This is a genomic window from Xanthomonas sp. 3307, assembly GCF_014199735.1.
GTDB lineage: Bacteria > Pseudomonadota > Gammaproteobacteria > Xanthomonadales > Xanthomonadaceae > Xanthomonas_A > Xanthomonas_A rydalmerensis.
In genome coordinates this window covers 104,589-123,603 of the sequence record NZ_JACHOG010000005.1, presented here as the reverse complement: position 1 = coordinate 123,603, position 19,015 = coordinate 104,589, and the positions used below count along the sequence as shown (strand labels likewise).

19 protein-coding genes are annotated in these 19,015 nt (G+C 68.1%); 6 read left to right on the top strand and 13 right to left on the bottom strand.

Annotated elements, in window-relative coordinates; all coding sequences use genetic code 11:
* Positions 1 to 41: 41 nt before the first annotated feature.
* Positions 42 to 1,079, top strand: a complete 1,038-nt coding sequence (locus tag GGR64_RS13525; RefSeq protein ID WP_160967300.1) for a histidine kinase — start codon at positions 42 to 44, stop codon at positions 1,077 to 1,079.
* On the opposite strand, the gene ppnN is transcribed toward GGR64_RS13525, so the two are convergent.
* From ppnN to grxD, 5 genes are all read right to left on the bottom strand, one after another.
* Positions 1,069 to 2,457: a nucleotide 5'-monophosphate nucleosidase PpnN gene (gene ppnN, locus GGR64_RS13520; RefSeq protein ID WP_184646487.1), complete on the bottom strand. Its 1,389-nt coding sequence runs from the start codon at positions 2,455 to 2,457 to the stop codon at positions 1,069 to 1,071. The two genes, GGR64_RS13525 and ppnN, sit on opposite strands and share 11 nt — an antisense overlap.
* A 113-nt stretch (positions 2,458 to 2,570) precedes the next feature.
* Positions 2,571 to 5,792 (bottom strand): TonB-dependent receptor, encoded by a 3,222-nt coding sequence (locus GGR64_RS13515; RefSeq protein ID WP_160967298.1) that lies wholly within the window; start codon positions 5,790 to 5,792, stop codon positions 2,571 to 2,573.
* Between the two features lie 396 nt (positions 5,793 to 6,188).
* Entirely contained in the window at positions 6,189 to 6,788 is a 600-nt protein-coding gene (locus tag GGR64_RS13510) for a MarC family protein (protein WP_160967296.1), read from the bottom strand.
* Positions 6,785 to 7,525, bottom strand: a complete 741-nt coding sequence (locus GGR64_RS13505; protein ID WP_184646485.1) for an SDR family NAD(P)-dependent oxidoreductase — start codon at positions 7,523 to 7,525, stop codon at positions 6,785 to 6,787. The genes GGR64_RS13510 and GGR64_RS13505 overlap by 4 nt, the downstream gene beginning before the upstream one ends.
* Complete coding sequence (grxD, locus tag GGR64_RS13500) at positions 7,522 to 7,842, bottom strand: Grx4 family monothiol glutaredoxin (protein WP_048489897.1); 321 nt, start codon at positions 7,840 to 7,842, stop codon at positions 7,522 to 7,524. Before grxD ends, GGR64_RS13505 begins: the two co-directional genes overlap by 4 nt.
* Before the next feature lie 125 nt (positions 7,843 to 7,967).
* Here grxD and GGR64_RS13495 point away from each other — a divergent pair, with 125 nt between their 5' ends.
* Positions 7,968 to 8,546: a Fe-Mn family superoxide dismutase gene (locus GGR64_RS13495; protein ID WP_184646483.1), complete on the top strand. Its 579-nt coding sequence runs from the start codon at positions 7,968 to 7,970 to the stop codon at positions 8,544 to 8,546.
* A 103-nt stretch (positions 8,547 to 8,649) separates the two neighbouring features.
* On the opposite strand, the gene GGR64_RS13490 is transcribed toward GGR64_RS13495, so the two are convergent.
* Positions 8,650 to 9,798 (bottom strand): 5-(carboxyamino)imidazole ribonucleotide synthase, encoded by a 1,149-nt coding sequence (locus GGR64_RS13490; protein ID WP_184646481.1) that lies wholly within the window; start codon positions 9,796 to 9,798, stop codon positions 8,650 to 8,652.
* Positions 9,795 to 10,298, bottom strand: coding sequence for a 5-(carboxyamino)imidazole ribonucleotide mutase (purE, locus tag GGR64_RS13485; RefSeq protein WP_184646479.1), 504 nt, complete (start codon positions 10,296 to 10,298; stop codon positions 9,795 to 9,797). Before purE ends, GGR64_RS13490 begins: the two co-directional genes overlap by 4 nt.
* 58 nt (positions 10,299 to 10,356) lie before the next feature.
* On the opposite strand from purE, the gene GGR64_RS13480 reads away from it, so the two are divergent.
* The 4 genes from GGR64_RS13480 (at position 10,357) to GGR64_RS13465 (ending at position 13,583) form a co-directional block, all read left to right on the top strand.
* Entirely contained in the window at positions 10,357 to 10,626 is a 270-nt protein-coding gene (locus tag GGR64_RS13480) for a Trm112 family protein (protein ID WP_010342118.1), read from the top strand.
* Entirely contained in the window at positions 10,623 to 11,501 is an 879-nt protein-coding gene (gene nadC, locus GGR64_RS13475; RefSeq protein ID WP_184646478.1) for a carboxylating nicotinate-nucleotide diphosphorylase, read from the top strand. Before GGR64_RS13480 ends, nadC begins: the two co-directional genes overlap by 4 nt.
* A 304-nt stretch (positions 11,502 to 11,805) precedes the next feature.
* A complete protein-coding gene (locus GGR64_RS13470) occupies positions 11,806 to 12,969 on the top strand; it encodes a DUF2272 domain-containing protein (protein WP_184646476.1) in 1,164 nt (387 codons plus the stop codon).
* Positions 12,970 to 13,238: 269 nt separating this feature from the next.
* Complete coding sequence (locus tag GGR64_RS13465) at positions 13,239 to 13,583, top strand: DUF3301 domain-containing protein (protein WP_184447549.1); 345 nt, start codon at positions 13,239 to 13,241, stop codon at positions 13,581 to 13,583.
* Between the two features lie 317 nt (positions 13,584 to 13,900).
* Here the strand turns inward: GGR64_RS13465 and GGR64_RS13460 are convergent, their stop codons facing one another.
* The 6 genes from GGR64_RS13460 to GGR64_RS13435 all read right to left on the bottom strand — a co-directional run bounded on the left by GGR64_RS13460 (position 13,901) and on the right by GGR64_RS13435 (position 18,949).
* Positions 13,901 to 14,332 carry a ClpXP protease specificity-enhancing factor gene (locus GGR64_RS13460; RefSeq protein WP_184646474.1) on the bottom strand — a complete coding sequence of 144 codons (432 nt, stop codon included), beginning with the start codon at positions 14,330 to 14,332 and terminating at the stop codon, positions 13,901 to 13,903.
* 73 nt (positions 14,333 to 14,405) lie between these two features.
* Positions 14,406 to 15,041, bottom strand: coding sequence for a glutathione S-transferase N-terminal domain-containing protein (locus tag GGR64_RS13455; protein ID WP_010342124.1), 636 nt, complete (start codon positions 15,039 to 15,041; stop codon positions 14,406 to 14,408).
* Positions 15,042 to 15,211: 170 nt separating this feature from the next.
* Positions 15,212 to 15,958 (bottom strand): cytochrome c1, encoded by a 747-nt coding sequence (locus GGR64_RS13450; protein ID WP_160965877.1) that lies wholly within the window; start codon positions 15,956 to 15,958, stop codon positions 15,212 to 15,214.
* A complete protein-coding gene (locus GGR64_RS13445; RefSeq protein WP_184447546.1) occupies positions 15,951 to 17,213 on the bottom strand; it encodes a cytochrome bc complex cytochrome b subunit in 1,263 nt (420 codons plus the stop codon). Before GGR64_RS13445 ends, GGR64_RS13450 begins: the two co-directional genes overlap by 8 nt.
* 3 nt (positions 17,214 to 17,216) lie before the next feature.
* The gene (petA, locus tag GGR64_RS13440; protein ID WP_160965873.1) at positions 17,217 to 17,846 is read right to left on the bottom strand and encodes a ubiquinol-cytochrome c reductase iron-sulfur subunit; all 630 of its coding nucleotides are present in this window, start codon (positions 17,844 to 17,846) and stop codon (positions 17,217 to 17,219) included.
* 146 nt (positions 17,847 to 17,992) lie between these two features.
* A complete protein-coding gene (locus GGR64_RS13435) occupies positions 17,993 to 18,949 on the bottom strand; it encodes a lytic transglycosylase domain-containing protein (RefSeq protein WP_160965871.1) in 957 nt (318 codons plus the stop codon).
* Positions 18,950 to 19,015 lie beyond the last annotated feature (66 nt).

Below are 19,015 nucleotides of genomic sequence, written 5' to 3'. Positions count from 1 at the left end.
GCATGATGCACCTCGGCCCTGCCCCACCGCCTTCCGCCCCGATGCCCGCCTCCGCCTATTCCAACGACCAGTTGCAGGTCCTCAAGCAACCCTCGACCCTGATCTGGATCGTGATGGCCGGCGAATGCATCGCCGCCATCCTGGCCCTGACCCCGGTCCCGGGCGCGGGCATGGCCGGAAGCCGCTGGGTCTACTTCGGGCTGGCATCGCTGGGCATCCAGTGGGTCGCGCTGCTGACCCTGGCCAGCCTACTGCTGTTGCGACGGGCGCTGGCCGGAGGCGGCTTCCTGTCCATCACCGTGGCCACGTTGGGCCTGATGCAGGCACTGACCTGGCTGATCAGCGGGGTGATCCTGTATGCCTTCGGCGACTACTGGCAGCTCTCCAGCCGCGCATGGCTGGCATTGTCGCTGCAGTTGTCCGGCATCGCCCTGCTGATCGGCCTGCTCGGCATGGCCGCGCTGCACAACCATGTGCGCATCAAGCAACTGGTCGAACGCGCCAAGCAGGCCGAGATCGACGCGCTGACCGCGCGCGTGCAGCCGCACTTCCTGTTCAACACGCTCAACACCGCGGTGATGCTGGTGCACCGGCAACCGCAGCAGGTGGAACAGCTGCTGATGGACCTGTCGGACCTGTTTCGCGCCGCGCTGGCGGCGCCGGACCTGGTCGACCTGCAGGACGAGATCGACCTGGCCAGGCGTTACCTGGACATCGAGGCGATCCGCTTCGGGCCGCGCCTGCGCGTGCAGTGGGATTTACCCGAGATGTCGGTACCGGTGCGGATTCCGCGGCTGTCGTTGCAACCGCTGCTGGAGAACGCCGTGCATCATGGCATCGAATGCACTGCCGAGGGCGGCGAGATCGGCATCGCCATCGGCGAACGCGACGGCGCCCTGGAGATCCGGGTGCGCAACGCAGTGCCGGCAGGCGGCCTGTCGCCGCACATCGGTCGCGGTCACCGCGTCGGCCTGTCGGCCCTGCGCACGCGCCTGGAAAGCATGGAAGGCGCCTCGCTGCACACCGCCAGCGATGGCGCCTGGTTCGTCGCGACGATCCGGATCGGGCTCAGGCCATGACCCGGTAGCAGGGCCGGTACTCGCCGGAGATCTTCATGCGGCGCTGTTCGACGAAGGCGCGCAGCAGTTCGTCCAGCGCCTGCATCATGTCCGCATCGCCATGGATCTCGAACGGGCCATGCTGCTCGATGCGGCGCATGCCGTCTTCCTTGACGTTGCCGGCGACGATGCCGGAGAAGGCGCGACGCAGGTCAGCGGCCAATGCGTGCGGCGGACGGCCATGGTGCAGATCCAGCGCGGCCATCGCCTCGTGAGTCGGCTCGAACGGACGCTGATATTCCAGCGGGATGTCCACCGACCAGTTGAAGTAGAACGCGTCCTTCTGCTCCTTGCGGTGCGTGCGCACCTGCTGGATGCCGGCAGCCATCTTGCGCGCCACCGCCACCGGATCGCCGACCACGATCTCGTAGCGCGAGGTCGCCGCTTCGCCCAGGGTCAGGCGCAGGAAGCGATCGATCTGCTCGAAATACGGCGCGGCGATGGTCGGGCCAGTGAGGATCAGCGGGAACGGCAGGTCGCGGTTCTCCTCGCGCAGCAGGATACCGAGCAGGTACAGGATCTCCTCGGCGGTACCGACGCCACCGGGAAACACGATGATGCCGTGGCCGATGCGGACGAAGGCCTCCAGGCGCTTCTCGATGTCCGGCATGATCACCAGATGGTTGACGATCGGGTTCGGCGACTCGGCGGCGATGATGCCCGGCTCGGTCACGCCGATGTAGCGGTTGTCGTGCTTGCGCTGCTTGGCGTGGGCGATGGTGGCGCCCTTCATCGGCCCCTTCATCGCACCCGGGCCGCAGCCGGTGCAGATGTCCAGCCCGCGCAACCCCAGCTCGTAGCCGACCTGCTTGGTGTACAGGTACTCGTCGCGCGAGATCGAATGGCCGCCCCAGCACACCACCAGCTTGGGATCGTTCGGCTGCAGGATGCGCGCGTTGCGCAACTGGCCGAACACCGCATTGGTGATACCTTCGCTGGACTGCAGGTCGGTGGTCGATTCCGGGCCGAGCTCGATGGCCATGTAGGCCAGGTCGCGGACCACGGCGAACAGCAGCTCGGCCACGCCGTTGATGATCTCGCCGTCGACGAAGGCCATCGCCGGTGCGTTGAGCAGATCGATGCGCACACCGCGGTCGCGCTGCACCACCTGGATGTCGAAGTCGGGATACAGGTCGCGCGCCGCGCGCGGATCGTCGGACGCGCTGCCACTGGTCAGCACCGCCAGCGCGCAGCGCCGCAGCAACTCGTGCAGGCCGCCGCTGGAGGCATCGCGCAGGCGCGCCACTTCCACGCGCGAGAGGATGTCCAGGCCGCCGCGCGGGTAGATCCGCGCATCCACTACCGGCAGCGCGCGCGCGGCCGTATTGCTGGTCGTCATATCGAATGTCTTGTCGGTGTCGTCAGCCGGCGACTTTAACGTCAGCCCCCACAAAAAGAAAACGGCCGGGTCGCCCCGGCCGTTCCCAACGCTTCAGCTAGCCTGCGCCGCGATCAGAACTGATAGCGGAAGCCCAACTGCAGCGACCACTGCGACACGCCGGTGTTGAAACCATCGGCGTCGGCGTTGGCGGCCGTCGGCTGGTCGGTGTACAGGGTGTTGTACACGTACTTGCCCTGATAGATGCCCTGCAGGTTGGCGACGCGGGCGTCGGCGTAGAAGCCGTAGTCGTAGATCCGGCCCCACTTCTTGTTCAGCAGGTTGCCCACGTTCTGGATGTCCAGCCAGACCTCGGACTTGTGGCCCTTGAAGAAGCCGGGCAGCTGCTGGGTGATGCGCACGTCGAAGGTGTTGATCCAGCCGGAACGGAAGCCGTTGGCCGGGGCGTAGCTGCCGGCGTACTTGGCCAGCTGCGGGTTCTTGGCCAGCCAGTCGAAGAACTGCTGCTGCAGGGCCGGGTTGGCGGTGAACGCACCGGTGCTGCTCAGCGTGCCGAACAGCACGTCGCCCGGGCCCTTCGGCACGTAGAACAGGTCGTTGGTCGAACGGCCGTCGCCGTTGGCGTCGCCGTTGAACACGTAGCTGTACGGACGGCCGCTGCGGCCTTCGTAGACCAGGCCCACACGGGTCTCGTAGTCGCCGAAGAACATGTGCTTCCAATCCAGCGAGCCGGAGATGCGGTCCTTGATCTCGTAGCGCGAGGTGTTCTCGGTTTCCGAGTTGGCGTTGAAGGCGTACTGGTAGCCCCAGCCCGAGCTGGCGGTGGAGCTGGTCAGCGAGCCGACTTCGGTGGCGTGGGTGTAGGTGTAGCCCAGGGTCCAGGACCAGTCGCCGCCTTCGCTGAACGGCTTGGACAGCGACACGGTGAACTGCTGGGTCTTGCCCTTGTCGGTGTTGTCGATCAGGTAGACGTCGCTATACGCCTGGTTGCGGTTGTAGCGGTTGTCGCCGGTCGCCCACGGACGCCCGGTACGGGCCGGGTTCCAGTACAGCGCACGGCCGTCCGGACCATAGTAGGCCGCGCTCGGATCCTGGCCCTGGCCATTGACGCGACCGATATTCAGGCTCTTGTAGTACAGGCCGTCCTTGACCTTGGTCACCAGCAGCTCGGCCGAGGCCACGATGCCGTACCACGGCAGTTCGTGATCCAGGGCCAGGTTGGCCTTGTACAGCGACGGCAGCTTGAAGTCGTTGCCGACGAAGCTCACGCCCTGGGTCGCCGAACCCGGGGCGTTCGGTACCGGCTGGGTGTCCTTGTTCGGGCTGAACGGCAGTGCCGGGTTGTAGGCGGTATAGCTGTAGGCGTTGTAGTTGAAGCCGGTGTTGGAGTAGCTGTTGCCGATCCACACCTGCGGCGCATCGCCCTGGAACAGGCCCACGCCACCGCGCAACTGGGTCGGACGGTCGGTGTCGAAGGTGTAGTTGAAGCCGACGCGCGGCTGGATCAGGAAGTCGCCGTTGAAGACCTTGCTGTTGTCGTAGCCGAAGTAGGCCTGCGCCGCCGCGTTGTAGGTCGGATCCGGGCTCACCTTCGCACGATCGCCGCGCAGACCCAGGGTCAGGGTCAGGTTGTTGTTGACGTACCAGGTGTCTTGCACGAACAGGCCGAGGTTGCTGTTCTTGTAGTCGGCCGCGATCGAACCCGGGCTACGCTCCTGGTTGAGCTGGTACGAGCTCCAGCGGCCGCTGGCGAAGTTGTCCAGGCCGAAGAAGGTGTACACGCCCCAGGTGTTGCGGCCGTACAGGTTGTAGATGTCGTTGGTGCTGTAGTCGACGCCGAACTTCAGGTTGTGGTTGTCCAGGGTCAGCGTGCCCGCACCGTAGTAGTTCCAGGTCTTGGTGGTGAGGATGTTGCCCTGCGAGTTGGTCTCGGTGCCCAGGTACAGCACGTCGCCGGTCGGGTTGGCGACCGAACCGTCGAAGTACACGGCGATGCTCGGCGCGTTGGTCGGCACCACGCGGATCGCGGAGTAGTCGCGGTAGGACACCTTGAACTCGGTGGAGAAGTTCTCGGACCAGTCGCTGAACAGCTGGCCGACGTAGCTCTCGACCGACTTCTCGTGCTGGTACCAGTACGAGCTCAGCGAGGCCTGGCTGGAACTGCCGGCGCCGTTGATGCGCAGTTTGCTCTGGTCGAGCTTGCTGTAGCGGAAGCTGGCGCGGTGGTTGTCGCTGATGTTCCAGTCGAGCTTGAGCGCGTATTCCTTCAGATCGGTGTTGCCGTCGCTGTCCAGGGTGCCGGCGTCGAAGCCGTAGTTCTGGGCGATCTGCTGGGCGCGGGTCACGTCGGCCATGCCGTACTTGGCGTTGGCCTTGCCCAGCGCGGTGCTGCCCAGGTCGAGGCCCGGCGCGTCCTGCTGGAACTTCTCGTAGTTGGCGAAGAAGAACAGCTTGTCCTTGACGATCGGGCCGCCGAAGGTCGCGCCGTAGGTCTTCTCCTTGGTGAAGCCGTTGAACTTGCTGCCGTCCGGGTTGTCGCCGAACCAGTCGCCGTCGCGATAGCTGCCGTACACCGAACCGTGGAACTCGTTGGTACCGGACTTGGTCACCGCGTTGACGGTGGCGCCGGCGGCGCTGGCGATGCTGACGTCGTAGTTGGACAGGTTGACGTCGATGGCTTCGATGGCCTCCATCGACACCGGCTGGCGCCGGGTGGTCATGTTGTTGCCTTCCAGGCCGAAGGTGTCGCTGGCCGAGACGCCGTCGATGTTGATCGAGTTGTAGCGCGGGTTCAGGCCGCCGGCGCTGATCGTGCCCGAGGCGCGATCGACGAAGGCCACGCGCGGATCCAGGCGCATGTAGTCCTGGATGTTGCCGTTGATCGACGGCAGCGCTTCGATCTGCTCGCGGCCGACGTTGGTGCCCGAGCCCATCTTGGTGGCGCTGAACACTTCCGAGCCGCCGGCGATAGCGACGGCATTGACCGTCTCCAGCGTGGTCGGCGCGGCCATGTCGCCGGTCAGGTCGGCGTTGATGGTGGCGTTCTGGTTGACGCTCAGGTACACGCCGTCTTCGGTCTTGGTGCCGTCGCCCGACTTGGTGATGGTGATGCTGTACGGACCGCCGACGCGCAGGCCGCGCGCGTTGTAGCGACCTGCGGCATCGGTGGTGGCGCGGCTGACCGTACCCGACTCGACGTGGGTGATGGTCACCTCGGCGCCAGCGACCGGCTGGCCACCATGGGTCACCACACCGCCGACACCGGCGGAGGTGCTCTGGGCGAACACCGGCGCAGCGGCCAGCGCCGCAACGAGGCCCAGAGTGAGCTTGGACATCCGCAGACGGGGTTGAATCATTGCAATAGCCTCGATGGAGTTTGACGAAATGCGCATGGCAGTGCCGTGCGAGTAAGGGCGCACGGCCGCGGAATGGGGGCTGGTCACCCTTGCCGATTCCCCGCAAGGGTTAACATGAGTTTAACACCATAGGGCCAATTTGTTGCCAAATCGTGACAACCCGGCACAAGCGGACATCACAGGACCTGGATCCCAGTCCTGGCCGCTTTTGGCGACAAGGAGGAGACAGGATCACGGCCGGGATGTGGCGGCGATCGACCGGATGCCCTCCCATGACCTCACACGCTGGCCGGCGAGCGGCGCAGCGTGATGCGGCGAAACATTTGCCGGGACCGCGCCGTCCCCACGGCGCTCACCGCTCGGCCGCGGGCGGCCTCAGCCGGCGACTGGCAGCTTCAGATAGGCGCTGAGCCCGTCCAGGAACATCTGCACCGAGATCGCCACCAGCAGCATGCCCATCAGCCGCTCCACTGCGGTCAGCACCCGCATGCCGAGCAACTTGTACAGCAGCGTGCCGGAGAACAGCAGCGCCGAGGTCCCCAGCCAAGCCAGGATCAGCGCCAGGCTCCACTCGCCCAGCCGGGTCGGCTCGTTGCTGCCCATCAGCATCACCGCGGCCATGCCGGAGGGACCGGCCACCAGCGGGATGGCCAGCGGCACGATAAAGGGCTCGCCGTCGGGAATCTCGCCCATCAGCCCTTCCGGGCGCGGGAAGATCATGCGGATGCCGATCAGGAACAGCACGATGCCGCCGGCGATGGCCACCGACTCCTGGCGCAGATGCATCACTTCCAGCGCGTACTTGCCGCCCCACAGGAAGCCCATCAGCACGCCCAGCGCGATCAGCAGTTCGCGTGCCAGCACGACGCGCTGGCGCCGCGCCGGCAGCGGCTTGAGCACGCTGAGGAACACCGGGATATTGCCCAGCGGGTCGAGGATCAGGAACAGCAGCAGCGCTGCCGACAGAATGGTCATGCCAGGGGATTCCAGATCGCGCCGCGGTGCGCGGCGCCGGCGGGCGACAACAGCTCGACGCAGGCGCCGGCGTAGCGCGCCGGGTCGACCGCATCGAGGTCTTCTTGATGGGTATAGGCGCGGGCGCGCAAGGCGGTGCGCATCGGCCCCGGCTGCAGGCCGGCCACGCGCACGCGCGAGGCGGCCAGTTCACCGTGCAGGCTCGCCAACAGGCCGCGGCGGCCATGCTGGGCCGCGCCGTAGCCACCCCAGTAAGCCTGGCCGACCCGCTCCGGATCGTCCACCGCGAACACGATCGCGGCATCCTCGGCCTGCCGCAGCAACGGCAGGCAAGCCTGGGTCAGCCAGGCCGCGGCGGTCAGGTTGACGTGGAGGGCGCGCGCGAACTGGGCCGGATCGGCATGCTCGAACGGAGTCAGCCCGGCGAAGTCGGCGGCGCAGTGCAGCAGCCCGTCCAGGCGGCCGAGTTCGCCCTGCAGGCGCTCGGCCAAGGTGGCGTAGTCCGGGGGAGTGGCGCCGAGCAGGTCCAGCGGATACAGCAGCGGCGCGGCGCCGACCGCGGCGATCGCATCGTAGACCCGGTTCAAGCGCGCCGGCTTGTGCCCCAGCAGGACCACCGTGGCCCCTGCCTGGGCGCAGGCCAGCGCCGCGGCGCTGCCGAGCCCGCCGGCGGCACCGCTGACTAGGATCACCCGCTGCGCCAGCGCGCCGGCCTGCGGCGACGCAGGCGCGCTCACGACTGGTAGGCCTCGGTCACGATGCGCTGCAGTTCGCCGGACTCGAACAGTTCCATGGTGATGTCGCAGCCGCCGATCAGCTCGCCGTGGATGAACAACTGCGGGTACGTCGGCCAGTTCGAGTAGCGCGGCAGGTTGGCCCGGATCTCCGGCTCGTCGAGCACGTTGACGGTGTGCAGGCGGTCGGCACCTGCGGCCAGCAGCGCCTGCAACGCGCGGCTGGAAAAGCCGCACATCGGGTACTGCGGCGTGCCCTTCATGAACAACACGATGGGATGGCGTTCGACGTCGGCCTGGATGCGCTCCATCACCTGCATGCGGGTTCTCTCCTGCTGGGGCGAAAGAACGACCTTGGCGGTCGGCTAGACTCTCGCGTAGCCGCATAGTGTAAGCCCTGCGCGCGGCAGTACCGCGACGCGCGCCCGAAACCGCCAGAGGATCCATGCCCATCGAACTCGCTCCCCTGCCCTACGCCGCTGCGGCGCTGGCCCCGCACCTGTCCGCTGCCGCGGTGGAACAGCACCACGGCCAACATCAGCGCGCCCTGGTGGAGCGGCTCAATGCGCGGCTGGCCGGCAGCGACCTGGCCGAGCTGGCGCTGCCGGACCTGCTGCGGCGCGCCCAGGGCCGGCTGTTCCAGGAGGCGGCCGAAGTCTGGAACCACGAGTTCTACTGGCGCGGCCTGCGCCCGCGCGGCGGCGGCGAACCCGGCGGTGCGCTCGGCGAACGCCTGGTCAAGAGCTTCGGCGACGTGGCCCGGTTCAAGGCCGAGTTCGAGCGCATGGCGCTGGCCGTGTTCGGCTCCGGCTGGGTCTGGCTGGTGCAGCGTCCGGACGCCAGTCTGGCGGTGGTCAGCACGGCCAACGCCGGCACCCCGCTGACCGGCGACGACACGCCGCTGCTGGCCTGCGACGTCTGGGAACACGCCTACTACACCGACTACCCCGGCGACCGCGCGCGCTATCTGCAGGCGTTCTGGAAGCTGGTGAACTGGGAGTTCGCGGCGTTCAATCTGCGGTGAGCCGGGAGTGGGGATTGGGGAGTCGGGATTGGGGAGTCGCAGGAGCGGTGGCCGTGGCCGCCAGTCACCGGCCCAGGCGTAACCTGGGCCTATTGCTCCTGATTCAGCGCTGGCCGCGCAGGGCGGCGATCACCGGGGCGACCTGGGCTTGGCGCTGCAGCTGCTCGCCCACCGCCTGCAGTGCCTGGGCCAGCGCCTCGGGCGTGTCCTCGCGCAAGGTGGCGTGGCCGACCTTGCGGCCCTCGCGCGGTTCCTTGCCGTAGTCGTGCCAGTGTCCGCCGGGCTGCGCCAGCACCGCTGCGGCATCGGGCATCGTGCCGATCCAGTTGAGCATGCAGGCGTGGCCGCGCATGCGCGTGGAACCGAGCGGCAGCCCCAGCACCGCGCGCAGGTGGTTCTCGAACTGCGAGGTTTCCGCGCCTTCGATGGTCCAGTGGCCGGAGTTGTGCACGCGCGGGGCCATCTCGTTGGCCAGCAGCTCGCCGTCGCGGCAGAACAGTTCCAGCGCGAACACGCCCACGTACTGCAGACGCTCGGCCAGGGCACGCGCATGCGCCACCGCCGCCTGCTCCAGCGCGGCATCGGCCTGCGCCGGGGCCAGGCTGGCCGAGAGCACACCGTGCACATGCCAGTTCTCGGTGAGCGGCCAGGTGCGGAATTCGCCGTCGCGGCTGCGCACCGCCACCACGCTGACCTCGCGCTGGAACGGCACGAACGCCTCGGCGATCAGGCCCACGCTTGCCGCCTGCGCACCCAGCGCCGCCCAGGCCGCATCGGCGTCGGCGGCGGAGGCGATGCGGAACTGGCCCTTGCCGTCGTAACCGAGCCGGCGGGTCTTGAGGATGCAGGGCGTACCGACCTGCGCCAGCGCCGCATCCAGGTCCGCGCGGGTGTCGATCGCGGCGAACGCCGGCACCGGGATGCCGAGCTCGCGGAACAGGGTCTTCTCGGCCAGGCGGTCCTGCGCCACCGCCAGCGCATCCGGGCTCGGGAACACCGGCACCTGTCCGGCCAGGGCCGCGGCGCTGTCCGCCGGCACGTTCTCGAAATCGAAGGTCGCCACGTCGACCGCGTCCGCGAACGCCGCCAGCGCGGCCTGGTCGGCATAGTCGCCGACCCGCAGCGGCGCCACCTGCCCGGCGCAGGCATCGGCCGCCGGATCCAGCAGCGCGAAGCGCAGGCCCAGCGGCACGCCGGCCACCGCCAGCATGCGCGCCAACTGCCCCGCCCCCAGAATGCCGACGGTGGTCATTGGCGCGGATCGTCCTTGGTCATCACCTCGTCGGTCTGACGCTGGCGGAACTCGCGCAGCGCCGCGCCGATCTCGGCGTGGTCGTGAGCCAGCATCGCCGCGGCGAACAGCGCGGCATTGGCCGCGCCGGCGACGCCGATCGCGAACGTGGCTACCGGGATGCCGGCCGGCATCTGCACGATCGACAGCAGCGAGTCCATGCCGTTGAGCGCCTTGGACTGCACCGGCACACCCAGCACCGGCACCGCGGTCTTGGCCGCCAGCATGCCCGGCAGGTGCGCGGCGCCGCCAGCGCCGGCCACGATCGCGCGCAGGCCGCGCGCGGCCGCTTGCTCGGCATAGGAGAACAACACGTCCGGGGTGCGATGCGCCGACACCACCTTCACTTCATAGGGCACACCCAGCGCATCGAGTTTCTGCGCCGCATGCTGCATGGTCTCCCAATCGGAGCGGGAACCCATCACGATGCCGACGAGCGGCGCGGTTTGCTTGGAGGTCATGGCCGTCCCCTGCCTTAAAGACGTATTCTAGCCGTCTTCCACGCAAGACGAAGACCGGATGGACCGCAAACTGCTCGACCTGCTCTGCTCGCCCGACACCCGCCAACCGCTGGCGCTGCTGGAGGCGCGCGGCCTGGAGGCGTTGAATCGCGCCATCGCCGCCGGCGGCGTGCAGCGCGCCGATGGCAGTGCGCAGGCGCAACCGCTGCGCGAAGCCCTGATCACCCGCGACCGCAAGCAGGTGTTCCGCGTCGACGACGGCATTCCAGTGCTGCTGGCCGAGGAAGCCATCGGCACCGCCCAACTCGCCGACTTCCCGGCCAAATGAGCCCCGACCCGGCGCCGCCGCAGGCGCCTGCAGCGGAGCTGATCGCCGCCGACGTGGCGCGCGCACTGGCCGAGGACCTCGGCAGCGGCGACGTCACCGCCGCGCTGCTGCCCGACCGTGCCGACAGCGCCTACCTGCTGTGCAAGCAGGACGCGGTGATCGCCGGCCGCCCCTGGTTCGACGCCTGCCACCAGGCGCTGGATCCGCAGGTACGGATCGACTGGCAGGTGGCCGAAGGCCAGCGCGTGGCTGCCGGCACCGTGCTGGCCCTGCTGCACGGGCGCAGTCGCGCCCTGGTCAGCGCCGAGCGCGCCTCGTTGAACTTCCTGCAGACTCTGTCGGCCACCGCTACCGCCACCGCCGCCTACGTGGCTGCAGTCGCCGGCACCGGCGCGCGCATCCTGGATACGCGCAAGACCCTGCCCGGCCTGCGCCTGGCGCAGAAGTACGCGGTGCGTTGCGGCGGCGGCAGCAACCACCGCATCGGCCTGTACGACACGGTGATGCTCAAGGAAAACCACATCCACGCCGCCGGCTCGCTGCCCGCCGCGGTGGCCGCCGCGCGCGCGCAGTGGCCGACACTGCCGCTGGTGGTCGAGGTGGAAACCCTGGAGCAACTGCGCGAGGCGCTAGAGGCCGGCTGCGACCGCATCCTGATCGACGACTTCACCGCGGAGCAGCGCCGCGACGCGGTGGCGATCGCCGCAGCCGCACCATTCCACCGCGCGATCCCGCTGGAAGTCTCCGGCGGCGTCGACCTGGACGCGGTGCGCGCGATCGCCGCCGACGGCGTCGACTGCATCTCCATCGGTGCCCTGACCAAACACGTGCAGGCGGTGGATCTATCGCTGAAACTCGGCCCGCCCCCGCGGTAGCGGCAAGACCTGCACGTGGCGAGGCGACCGCTGTGGCGAAACCCTCGCCCGCGGCGAACGCGGACACATTCTCTCAAGCGTGCACGTCTGCACGCATGCCTCGGTCCCGAGATTGATCGCTTCAGCCCTCGCTGGATGAGTCACGCCACGCGCCAGGGCAAGCTGCAAAGCGCCTGATCGCCAGCGAACGCGTCAGCCAGCACGGTGCGACCTGCCTACATCGCACGACACGCCCTACACTTCACGGCCTCGCCAACGCCGCTCTGCGACGCTGCACGCTTTCCCCTCCCCGCCGAGTTCGCCGATGTTCCGCCCCTGGTTCGCGCTGCTGTGTGTCGCCGCCCTGTTTCCCGCCGGCCGCGCCGCGGCCGCGGAAGTCTGCGATCTGCCGCCGCGCTTCGGCCTGACTCCGGCGGCAGTGGCGATCGTGCGCACCGCCTGCAACGAACACCGGCTGTGGTGGCGCCCGTTCATCGATCGCGACGGCCGCCTGGCCGGCCTGCGCGTCACCGAGGCAGAGCGCGCCGACCTTGCCGACGATGGCATCGAAGCCTGGCAGCGCGTCGCCACGTACTGGCGCGACAGCGGCACGCTGGGCGCGATGGGCCGCTTCGACGGCGCCGAGAGCTGCCAGCAGCTGGACGGGTCGCGCTACCGCGAGAACGACTGCCGCGCCTTCATCGTCGACAACCCGTGGTCGGCGGCCTTCGTGTCCTACGTGATGGTGCGCGCTGGCGTGGCCGGCTTCCACACCTCGATCCGCCATATCGACTACATCCGTGCCGCTTACCAGGCCGGTGCCGACGGCCTGCCCTATCGCCTTGCCGACCCGCAGCAGGAAAAACCCGCGCCCGGCGACCTGCTGTGTTTTCTGCGCGGACGTCGGCAGCCGGTCGGCGCTGCCGGCCTGCGCGAGGCGCTGGCGCGCGGCCGCCCGCTGCCGTGGGAATCGCATTGCGACATCGTGGTCGCGGCCAATGTCGGCGGCGACCAGACCCTGTATCTGATCGGCGGCAACGTGTTCAACGCGGTGACCATGCGCAAGCTCAAGCTGGACCGCAGCGGGCGTCTGCAACTGGATGCGCCGCTGGCGCAGGACCAGAACGACGAAGGCGCCGCGCTCGAATGCACGCCCGGCCACGAGGAACTGTGCGACTTCAACCGCCAGGACTGGTCCGCCCTGCTGAAGCTGCAACCGCAGGCGCAGATGCTGCTGCCGACCGCGCCGACCGATCCCGCCACCGCGCCGATGGCGACGCCAGCCGCGCCCGCGGCCAGCGCGGCGGCCCCCGGCACGCCCGCCACCCCGCCGGCACCACTCACACCACCCACGATCCCGAACACGCCGGCGGCGGCATCACCCGTCCCCATCGCGGTACCAGCACCGCCGCAACCCACCGCGCCCACCGGCAACCAGGCACCCAAGACCGAACCTCAGCCACAGCCACAGCCACAGCCACAGCGCTAAGGCGTGTTCGCCCAATCGTGACACCAGGGCACCTCTAAACACCGGGACTCCGGTGGACGCACACCTCGCGTGATCAATGCAATGCAGGCGCCTCGCTCAGGACCATGGTGGGGGCTGGAGGCGCCCGTCAGCCAAGGCACCTCGCCCCAGACATCTGCAAGCAGCGCGCGACGCGGCCCAAGGGCGCGGCTCTTGCAAATCCCCAATCCCCAATCCCCAATCACCGCCCCAAGATTGCCCGCCTACCGCCGCCTCGCTACAGTGGCGCCATGCCCAGCCTGATCCTGTTGATGATCGCCGGCGCCGCGGTGTTCGCGTTCTGGAACGCCGCGCGCGCCGCCGCCGAACGCGCCGAAATCCTCGGCCGCAATGCCTGCAAGGCCGCCGACGTGCAGTGGCTGGACCAGAGCGTGCACGGCACCGGCCTGCGCCTGCGGCGTCTGCCCAACGGCTGGCTCGGCTTCGAGCGCAGCTTCCGTTTCGACTATTCCTACGACGGCACCGACCGCCACAGCGGGCGTCTGGTGCTGCTCGGCGACCAGCTGATCGCCTTCAGCGGGCCGTCGGTGGCCAGCGTGAGCAGCCTGCAGGAAGCGCGCGCGCAGCGCGACTGAGCCGAGTTATCACGACTGCGCACCGATGGCGTGCGGCCTCTTGGGCGACAGCAAAGGTGGGTCAACACCGCTTCGCGTGCCACCTGGAATGGACGGCGACCGTCCTCGATCCTCGACACCGGCGCGTCCAGCGGGCAGTCGCAGGGATTCGCCCCGCCTGTTGTAGGAGCGGCTTCAGCCGCGATCGGCTTTACCAGTAACGCCCGTCGCGGCTAAAGCCGCTCCTACGACGGAACGCGGTGCGTGCGATGCGCGCACACTGAAAAACACCAGCTCGCGGGGCCAGCGCGCGGCCACCGGGGCCGCACAACCACTGCTTACTTGACCACGCGCAGACGCGGACGCTTGCCGGCGTCGTCGGAACCGCCCGGCCGCGGCGGCGGCGGAGTGTCGTCGCCCTGCGGCTCGCTGGCGCCGTGGATGTCGTCCGGCAGCGCCATGCCCTGCCCGGTTTCGCGCGCATAGACCGCCAGCACCGCGGACATCGGCACCTGCACCGGGTAGCTGACGCCCCCGAAGCGGGCGGTGAAGCTGACTCCGTCGTTGTCGATCTGCAACCGCACCACCGCGCGCTCGGCGATGTTCAGTACCACCCGCCCGTCCTTGACCGCGCTCGGCGGCACCTGGACGCCGGGCAGTCCCGCATCCACCAGGATGTGCGGGGTCATGCCGTTGTCGTTGATCCATTCCACCAGCGCCCGCAGCAGGTACGGGCGATGGCTGGTCATGCGGGAAGTATCGTCGCTCATGCGCCCATTCTACGTGCCGGCGCGCAACGCCGGTACAGCTCGGAAGTCAGCGGGGACGGCGCGGCGGACAGCATCATGCCGGCAGGTCGCGCAGTTTCTTTTCCTGGTCGGTCAGGCTGCGGATGAATCCCGGGTTGCGGAAGATGCGGTTGCCGTAATCCTCGATCGCCTTGCCGTCCTTCGGCAGCGGGATGTCCAGCGCCTGCAGGCGCCAGATGATCGGCGCCATCGCGCAATCGGCCAGGCTCATCTCCGGATTGAGGAAGAACTTGCTGGCCTTGAACAGCGGCACCGACGCGGTCAGCAGTTCCTTCAGGCGCTTGCGCCCGGCTTCGGCCTGGGCCTTGTTGCCGAGCTGGATCGCCTGCACCTGCGGCACCCAGTCGTGCTCGATGCGCAGCATCGCCAGGCGCAGCCGCGCGCGCGAGAGCGGGTCCACCGGCATCAGCGGCGGATGCGGATAGCGCTCGTCCAGGTACTCGCTGACCACCGAGGCGGCGTACAGCACCAGCTCGCGCTCCACCAGGGTCGGCACCGAGTGGTAGGGATTCAGGTCGATCAGGTCTTCCGGCGGATTCTGCGGATCCACCGCCACGAAATCGTAGGTCACGCCCTTGGCCGCGAGCACCAGGCGGACGCGGTGGCACAGGACATCATCCGTGGAGGAAAACAACGTCAAGGTATTTCGCATGCGCAAACTCGCCGCCATTCAAGGCTCTCCGACGGCCGGAATCCGCCGGCCGCATCGACGCCGCCCGCACATTGCGGACGGTCGTCACGGCCCCTGAGTGTGCAACCCTCGCTCACAAAAGCCAATAGGATGAACAGGGGATCGGCTCAGCAACGGTGCAGCCGGGATGCGGCCGAGACGGCCGCCGCTCAATGCACGTCCTTCCAGTATTCCTTCTTCAGCAGATAGGCCAGGAAGGTCAGCAGCGCCAGGAACAGCACCACCCACACGCCCAGGCTCTGCCGCTTCAACGCCGCCGGCTCGCCGGCGTATTCGAGGAAATTGCTGATGTCGCGCACCGTCTGGTCGAACTCGACCGGGCTCTGCTTGCCCGGTGTCGCCAGCTGCAGCCGCTCCACCGGCTTGTCCACCCCCGGCTGCTCGGCCTTGCCGTAGACCGGCTGCTGCAGGCCCTGCAGATCCCACAGCGGATTGGGCATGGACGCGTTGGCGAACAGCTTGTTGTTCCAGCCCAGCGGCCGCGACTGGTCGAGATAGAACGACTTGAGGTAGGTGTAGACCCAGTCGGTGCCGCGCACGCGGGCGATCAGGCTCAGGTCCGGCGGCGCCTTGCCGAACCACTTGGTCGCCGCATCGTGCGGCATCGCCGTCTCGATGTGTTCGCCGATCTTGGCCCCGGTGAAGTTGAGGTTGTGCATCACCTCGTCCTCGCTCAGGCCCAGATCCTCGGCCATGCGCTGGTAGCGCAGGTACTTCAGCGAGTGGCAGCCGGAACAGTAGTTCATGAACAGCTTGGCGCCACGCTGCAGCGAGGCGCGGTCGCCCAGGTCGTTGCCGGCCTGCAGGGTGGCGGCGCCCTCGGCGGCCATGGCCGAGGCGGACAGCAGCAGCGCCGAGGCGAAGCCGGCGAACACAGCGATCAGGCGCTTAGTCATGGCTGCTCACCCGCTCCGGCACCGGCTTGGTTCGATCCAGCGAGGTCCATATCGGCATCGTCAGGAAGAAGGCGAAATACAGCACGGTCAGCACGCGGCCGATATAGGTCTCGATGATCTCGGTACCGGGGCCGGAACCGATCACGCCGAGCCAGACGAAGCACACCACCAGGATTCCCAGCATCACCCGCGAGATCCAGCCGCGGTAGCGGATCGACTTGACCTTGGCGCGGTCCAGCCAGGGCACCAGGAACAGGATCGCGATCGCCGAGAACATCACCAGCACGCCGCCGAGCTTGTTCGGCACCACCCGCAACATCGCGTAGTACGGGGTGTAGTACCAGACCGGCTTGATGTGCTCCGGCGTCACCAGGCGGTTGGCCTCGGTGAAGTTGTCGTGCTCCAGGAACAGGCCGCCGAAGCCGGGCACGAAGAAGATGATGAAGGCGCCGATCATCAGCAGGAAGCCGACGCCGACCAGATCCTTGACCGTGTAGTACGGATGGAACGGGATGCCGTCGGCGGGCTTGTTCGGGCTCCAGCGATTGCCCTTGGGGCCCTTCTTGATCTCCACGCCGTCGGGATTGTTGGAGCCGACCTCGTGCAGCGCGCCCAGGTGCAGCACCACCAGCAGCAACAGCACCAGCGGCAGCGCGATCACGTGCAGGGCGAAGAAGCGGTTGAGGGTGGCGTCGGACGGCAGGTAATCGCCCATGATCCACTCGGTCAGGCCGTTGCCGATCACCGGGATGGCACCGAACAGCGAGATGATCACCTTCGCGCCCCAGAACGACATCTGCCCCCAGGGCAGCACGTAGCCCATGAAGGCTTCGGCCATCAGCACCAGGTAGATCAGCATGCCCAGGATCCACACCAGCTCGCGCGGCTTCTTGTAGCTGCCGTACATCAGCCCGCGGAACATGTGCAGGTACACCACGATGAAGAACAGCGAGGCGCCGGTGGAGTGCATGTAGCGGATCAGCCAGCCCCACTCGACGTCGCGCATGATGTACTCGACCGAGTTGAACGCCTCGGCCGCGCTGGTCTTGTAGTGCATCGTCAGGAAGATGCCGGTGACGATCTGGTTGACCAGCACCACCATCGCCAACGAGCCGAAGTAGTACCAGAGGTTGAAGTTCTTCGGCGCGTAGTACTCGGTGACGTGCTTGCGGTAGAACGGCATCAGCCCGGGGGCGCGCTCGTTGACCCAGTCGAACACGTTGCCCGCGGTGCGGGTGAGGATGTTGTCGGCCATGACTTACGCCCCTCCCTTCGCGGACCCGGCCGGGTCGACGCCGATCACCAGGGTGTTGTCGTCCTGGTAATGGTGCGGCGGCACCAGCAGGTTGATCGGCGCCGGCACGCCCTGGAACACGCGGCCGGACATGTCGAAGCGCGACTTGTGGCAAGGGCAGAAGTAACCGCCCTTCCAATCGGCGTCGTAGGGTTCGGGGCGGATCTCGGCGACCATTTCCGGCGAGCAGCCCAGATGGGTGCACAGGCCGACCAGCACCGAGACGTCGGGCTTGATCGAGCGGTACTCCGGATTCTTCAGCACGTAGTCCGGCTGCTGGTCCTTGTTGGTGGACTCCGGATCCTTGAGCCGGCCGTCCAGCGACGGCAACGCGTCGAGCATCGCCTTGGAGCGCTTGACGATCCAGATCGGCTGGCCGCGCCACTCCAGGATCAGGCGCTGGCCTTCCTGCAGGGCGCTGATGTCGGCGGTGACCGGCGCGCCGGCCAGCTTGGCCTTTGCGCTCGGATTCCAGGACTTGATGAAAGGAACCGCGACGAACCCCGCACCGACCGCGCCCACGACGGACGTGGTGGCGGTGAGAAAGCGGCGGCGTCCTACGTTTACAGAATCGTTGACCCCATCGTTGGCCATCCGGCACTCCGATCTGTGATTGGGTAGCGTGAGGCTGCCAGCAGCTCGGTGGGGGTCGAGCCGCACTGAATCCACTGCAGTGTAGCGGAACCCTTAACGCGCCGACAATGGACGCGCAACGCCTCCTGCCGGGCCGCGGCGACGGCTCAATGCGCGGTCGCCAGCACGCCGCGGTAGCGCTCGGCGAGCACGCCCACCCGTTGCACGTAGCGTTGGGTCTCGCTGTACGGCGGCACGCCGCCGTGTTTGTCTACGGCGCCCTCGCCGGCGTTGTAGCCGGCCGCGGCCAGGCTGAGGTTGCCGTTGAAGCGCTTCAGCAGCCACGCCAGGTACTGCACGCCGCCGCGAATATTTTGCGCTGCATCATACGAATCGCTGACGCCGAAGCGGCGTGCGGTGGGCGGCATCAACTGCATCAGCCCCTGCGCGCCGGCACGACTGAGCGCCATCGGGTTGTAGGCGGACTCGGCATGGATGATGGCGCGCACCACCGCCTCGTCGACCCCATATTCGCGCGCGGCGGCGGCGATCTCGCTCTGGTAGGCGGTGGTGTTCAGCCGCACCGCACCGAAGTTCACCCCCGGGTTGGCGCAGGCGTAGCAGGTCTCCATGAAGCTGTAGCGGATCGTGCGCACCGCACCGAGATTGGCGACCTGGGTCGGGCGCGCACTGGTGTAGTGGCGCACGCCGTCCTTCATGTACGAGTACAGCTGGCCACTGACCAGGCGCCGTGGCGTACCGCTGCTGCTGGGCGGCACCGGCGCCACGCGATTGGGCATGGCATTGGCAGTGACCGGCGTAGGAGCCGCGACCGGCGCGCTGATCAGGGTGGCCGGCGCCACGGTGCCGGCGTTGGCGATGACGCCGCGGCTGGGCGGCCGCTCGGTGCTGGCCCTGGCCGGCGCTGGCGCCGGGGCGGTATGCGCGGCGCGGCGGTCAGGGGTGTAGCGGCCGATCACGCTGCAGTTGGCGCCGGATACGCGCTTGCTGCCGTAGCTGGGCACGCCGTCGCCGCCGGTGCACTTGTACAGGGTGCCGGCGCTGGCCGGCGCAGCCGTCAACGTGGCGAGTCCCAGCCCCAGGAGCCACAGCTTCCCCTTCATGGCGGCGAGTGTCCCAACTTCCCTGGCGCTTGCCAAGTCCAGGCCGCTCGAGGCCGCGACGCGGCC

Bases quoted from the DNA above. Each gene is read 5' to 3' on its own strand.
- GGR64_RS13525 (WP_160967300.1), top strand. From the start codon at position 42: ATGCCCGCCTCCGCCTATTCCAACGACCAGTTGCAGGTCCTCAAGCAA.
- ppnN (WP_184646487.1), bottom strand. From the start codon at position 2,457: ATGACGACCAGCAATACGGCCGCGCGCGCGCTGCCGGTAGTGGATGCG.
- GGR64_RS13515 (WP_160967298.1), bottom strand. From the start codon at position 5,792: ATGTCCAAGCTCACTCTGGGCCTCGTTGCGGCGCTGGCCGCTGCGCCG.
- GGR64_RS13510 (WP_160967296.1), bottom strand. From the start codon at position 6,788: ATGACCATTCTGTCGGCAGCGCTGCTGCTGTTCCTGATCCTCGACCCG.
- grxD (WP_048489897.1), bottom strand. From the start codon at position 7,842: ATGCAGGTGATGGAGCGCATCCAGGCCGACGTCGAACGCCATCCCATC.
- GGR64_RS13495 (WP_184646483.1), top strand. From the start codon at position 7,968: ATGCCCATCGAACTCGCTCCCCTGCCCTACGCCGCTGCGGCGCTGGCC.
- GGR64_RS13490 (WP_184646481.1), bottom strand. From the start codon at position 9,798: ATGACCACCGTCGGCATTCTGGGGGCGGGGCAGTTGGCGCGCATGCTG.
- purE (WP_184646479.1), bottom strand. From the start codon at position 10,298: ATGACCTCCAAGCAAACCGCGCCGCTCGTCGGCATCGTGATGGGTTCC.
- GGR64_RS13480 (WP_010342118.1), top strand. From the start codon at position 10,357: ATGGACCGCAAACTGCTCGACCTGCTCTGCTCGCCCGACACCCGCCAA.
- nadC (WP_184646478.1), top strand. From the start codon at position 10,623: ATGAGCCCCGACCCGGCGCCGCCGCAGGCGCCTGCAGCGGAGCTGATC.
- GGR64_RS13470 (WP_184646476.1), top strand. From the start codon at position 11,806: ATGTTCCGCCCCTGGTTCGCGCTGCTGTGTGTCGCCGCCCTGTTTCCC.
- GGR64_RS13465 (WP_184447549.1), top strand. From the start codon at position 13,239: ATGCCCAGCCTGATCCTGTTGATGATCGCCGGCGCCGCGGTGTTCGCG.
- GGR64_RS13460 (WP_184646474.1), bottom strand. From the start codon at position 14,332: ATGAGCGACGATACTTCCCGCATGACCAGCCATCGCCCGTACCTGCTG.
- GGR64_RS13455 (WP_010342124.1), bottom strand. From the start codon at position 15,041: ATGGCGGCGAGTTTGCGCATGCGAAATACCTTGACGTTGTTTTCCTCC.
- GGR64_RS13450 (WP_160965877.1), bottom strand. From the start codon at position 15,958: ATGACTAAGCGCCTGATCGCTGTGTTCGCCGGCTTCGCCTCGGCGCTG.
- GGR64_RS13445 (WP_184447546.1), bottom strand. From the start codon at position 17,213: ATGGCCGACAACATCCTCACCCGCACCGCGGGCAACGTGTTCGACTGG.
- petA (WP_160965873.1), bottom strand. From the start codon at position 17,846: ATGGCCAACGATGGGGTCAACGATTCTGTAAACGTAGGACGCCGCCGC.
- GGR64_RS13435 (WP_160965871.1), bottom strand. From the start codon at position 18,949: ATGAAGGGGAAGCTGTGGCTCCTGGGGCTGGGACTCGCCACGTTGACG.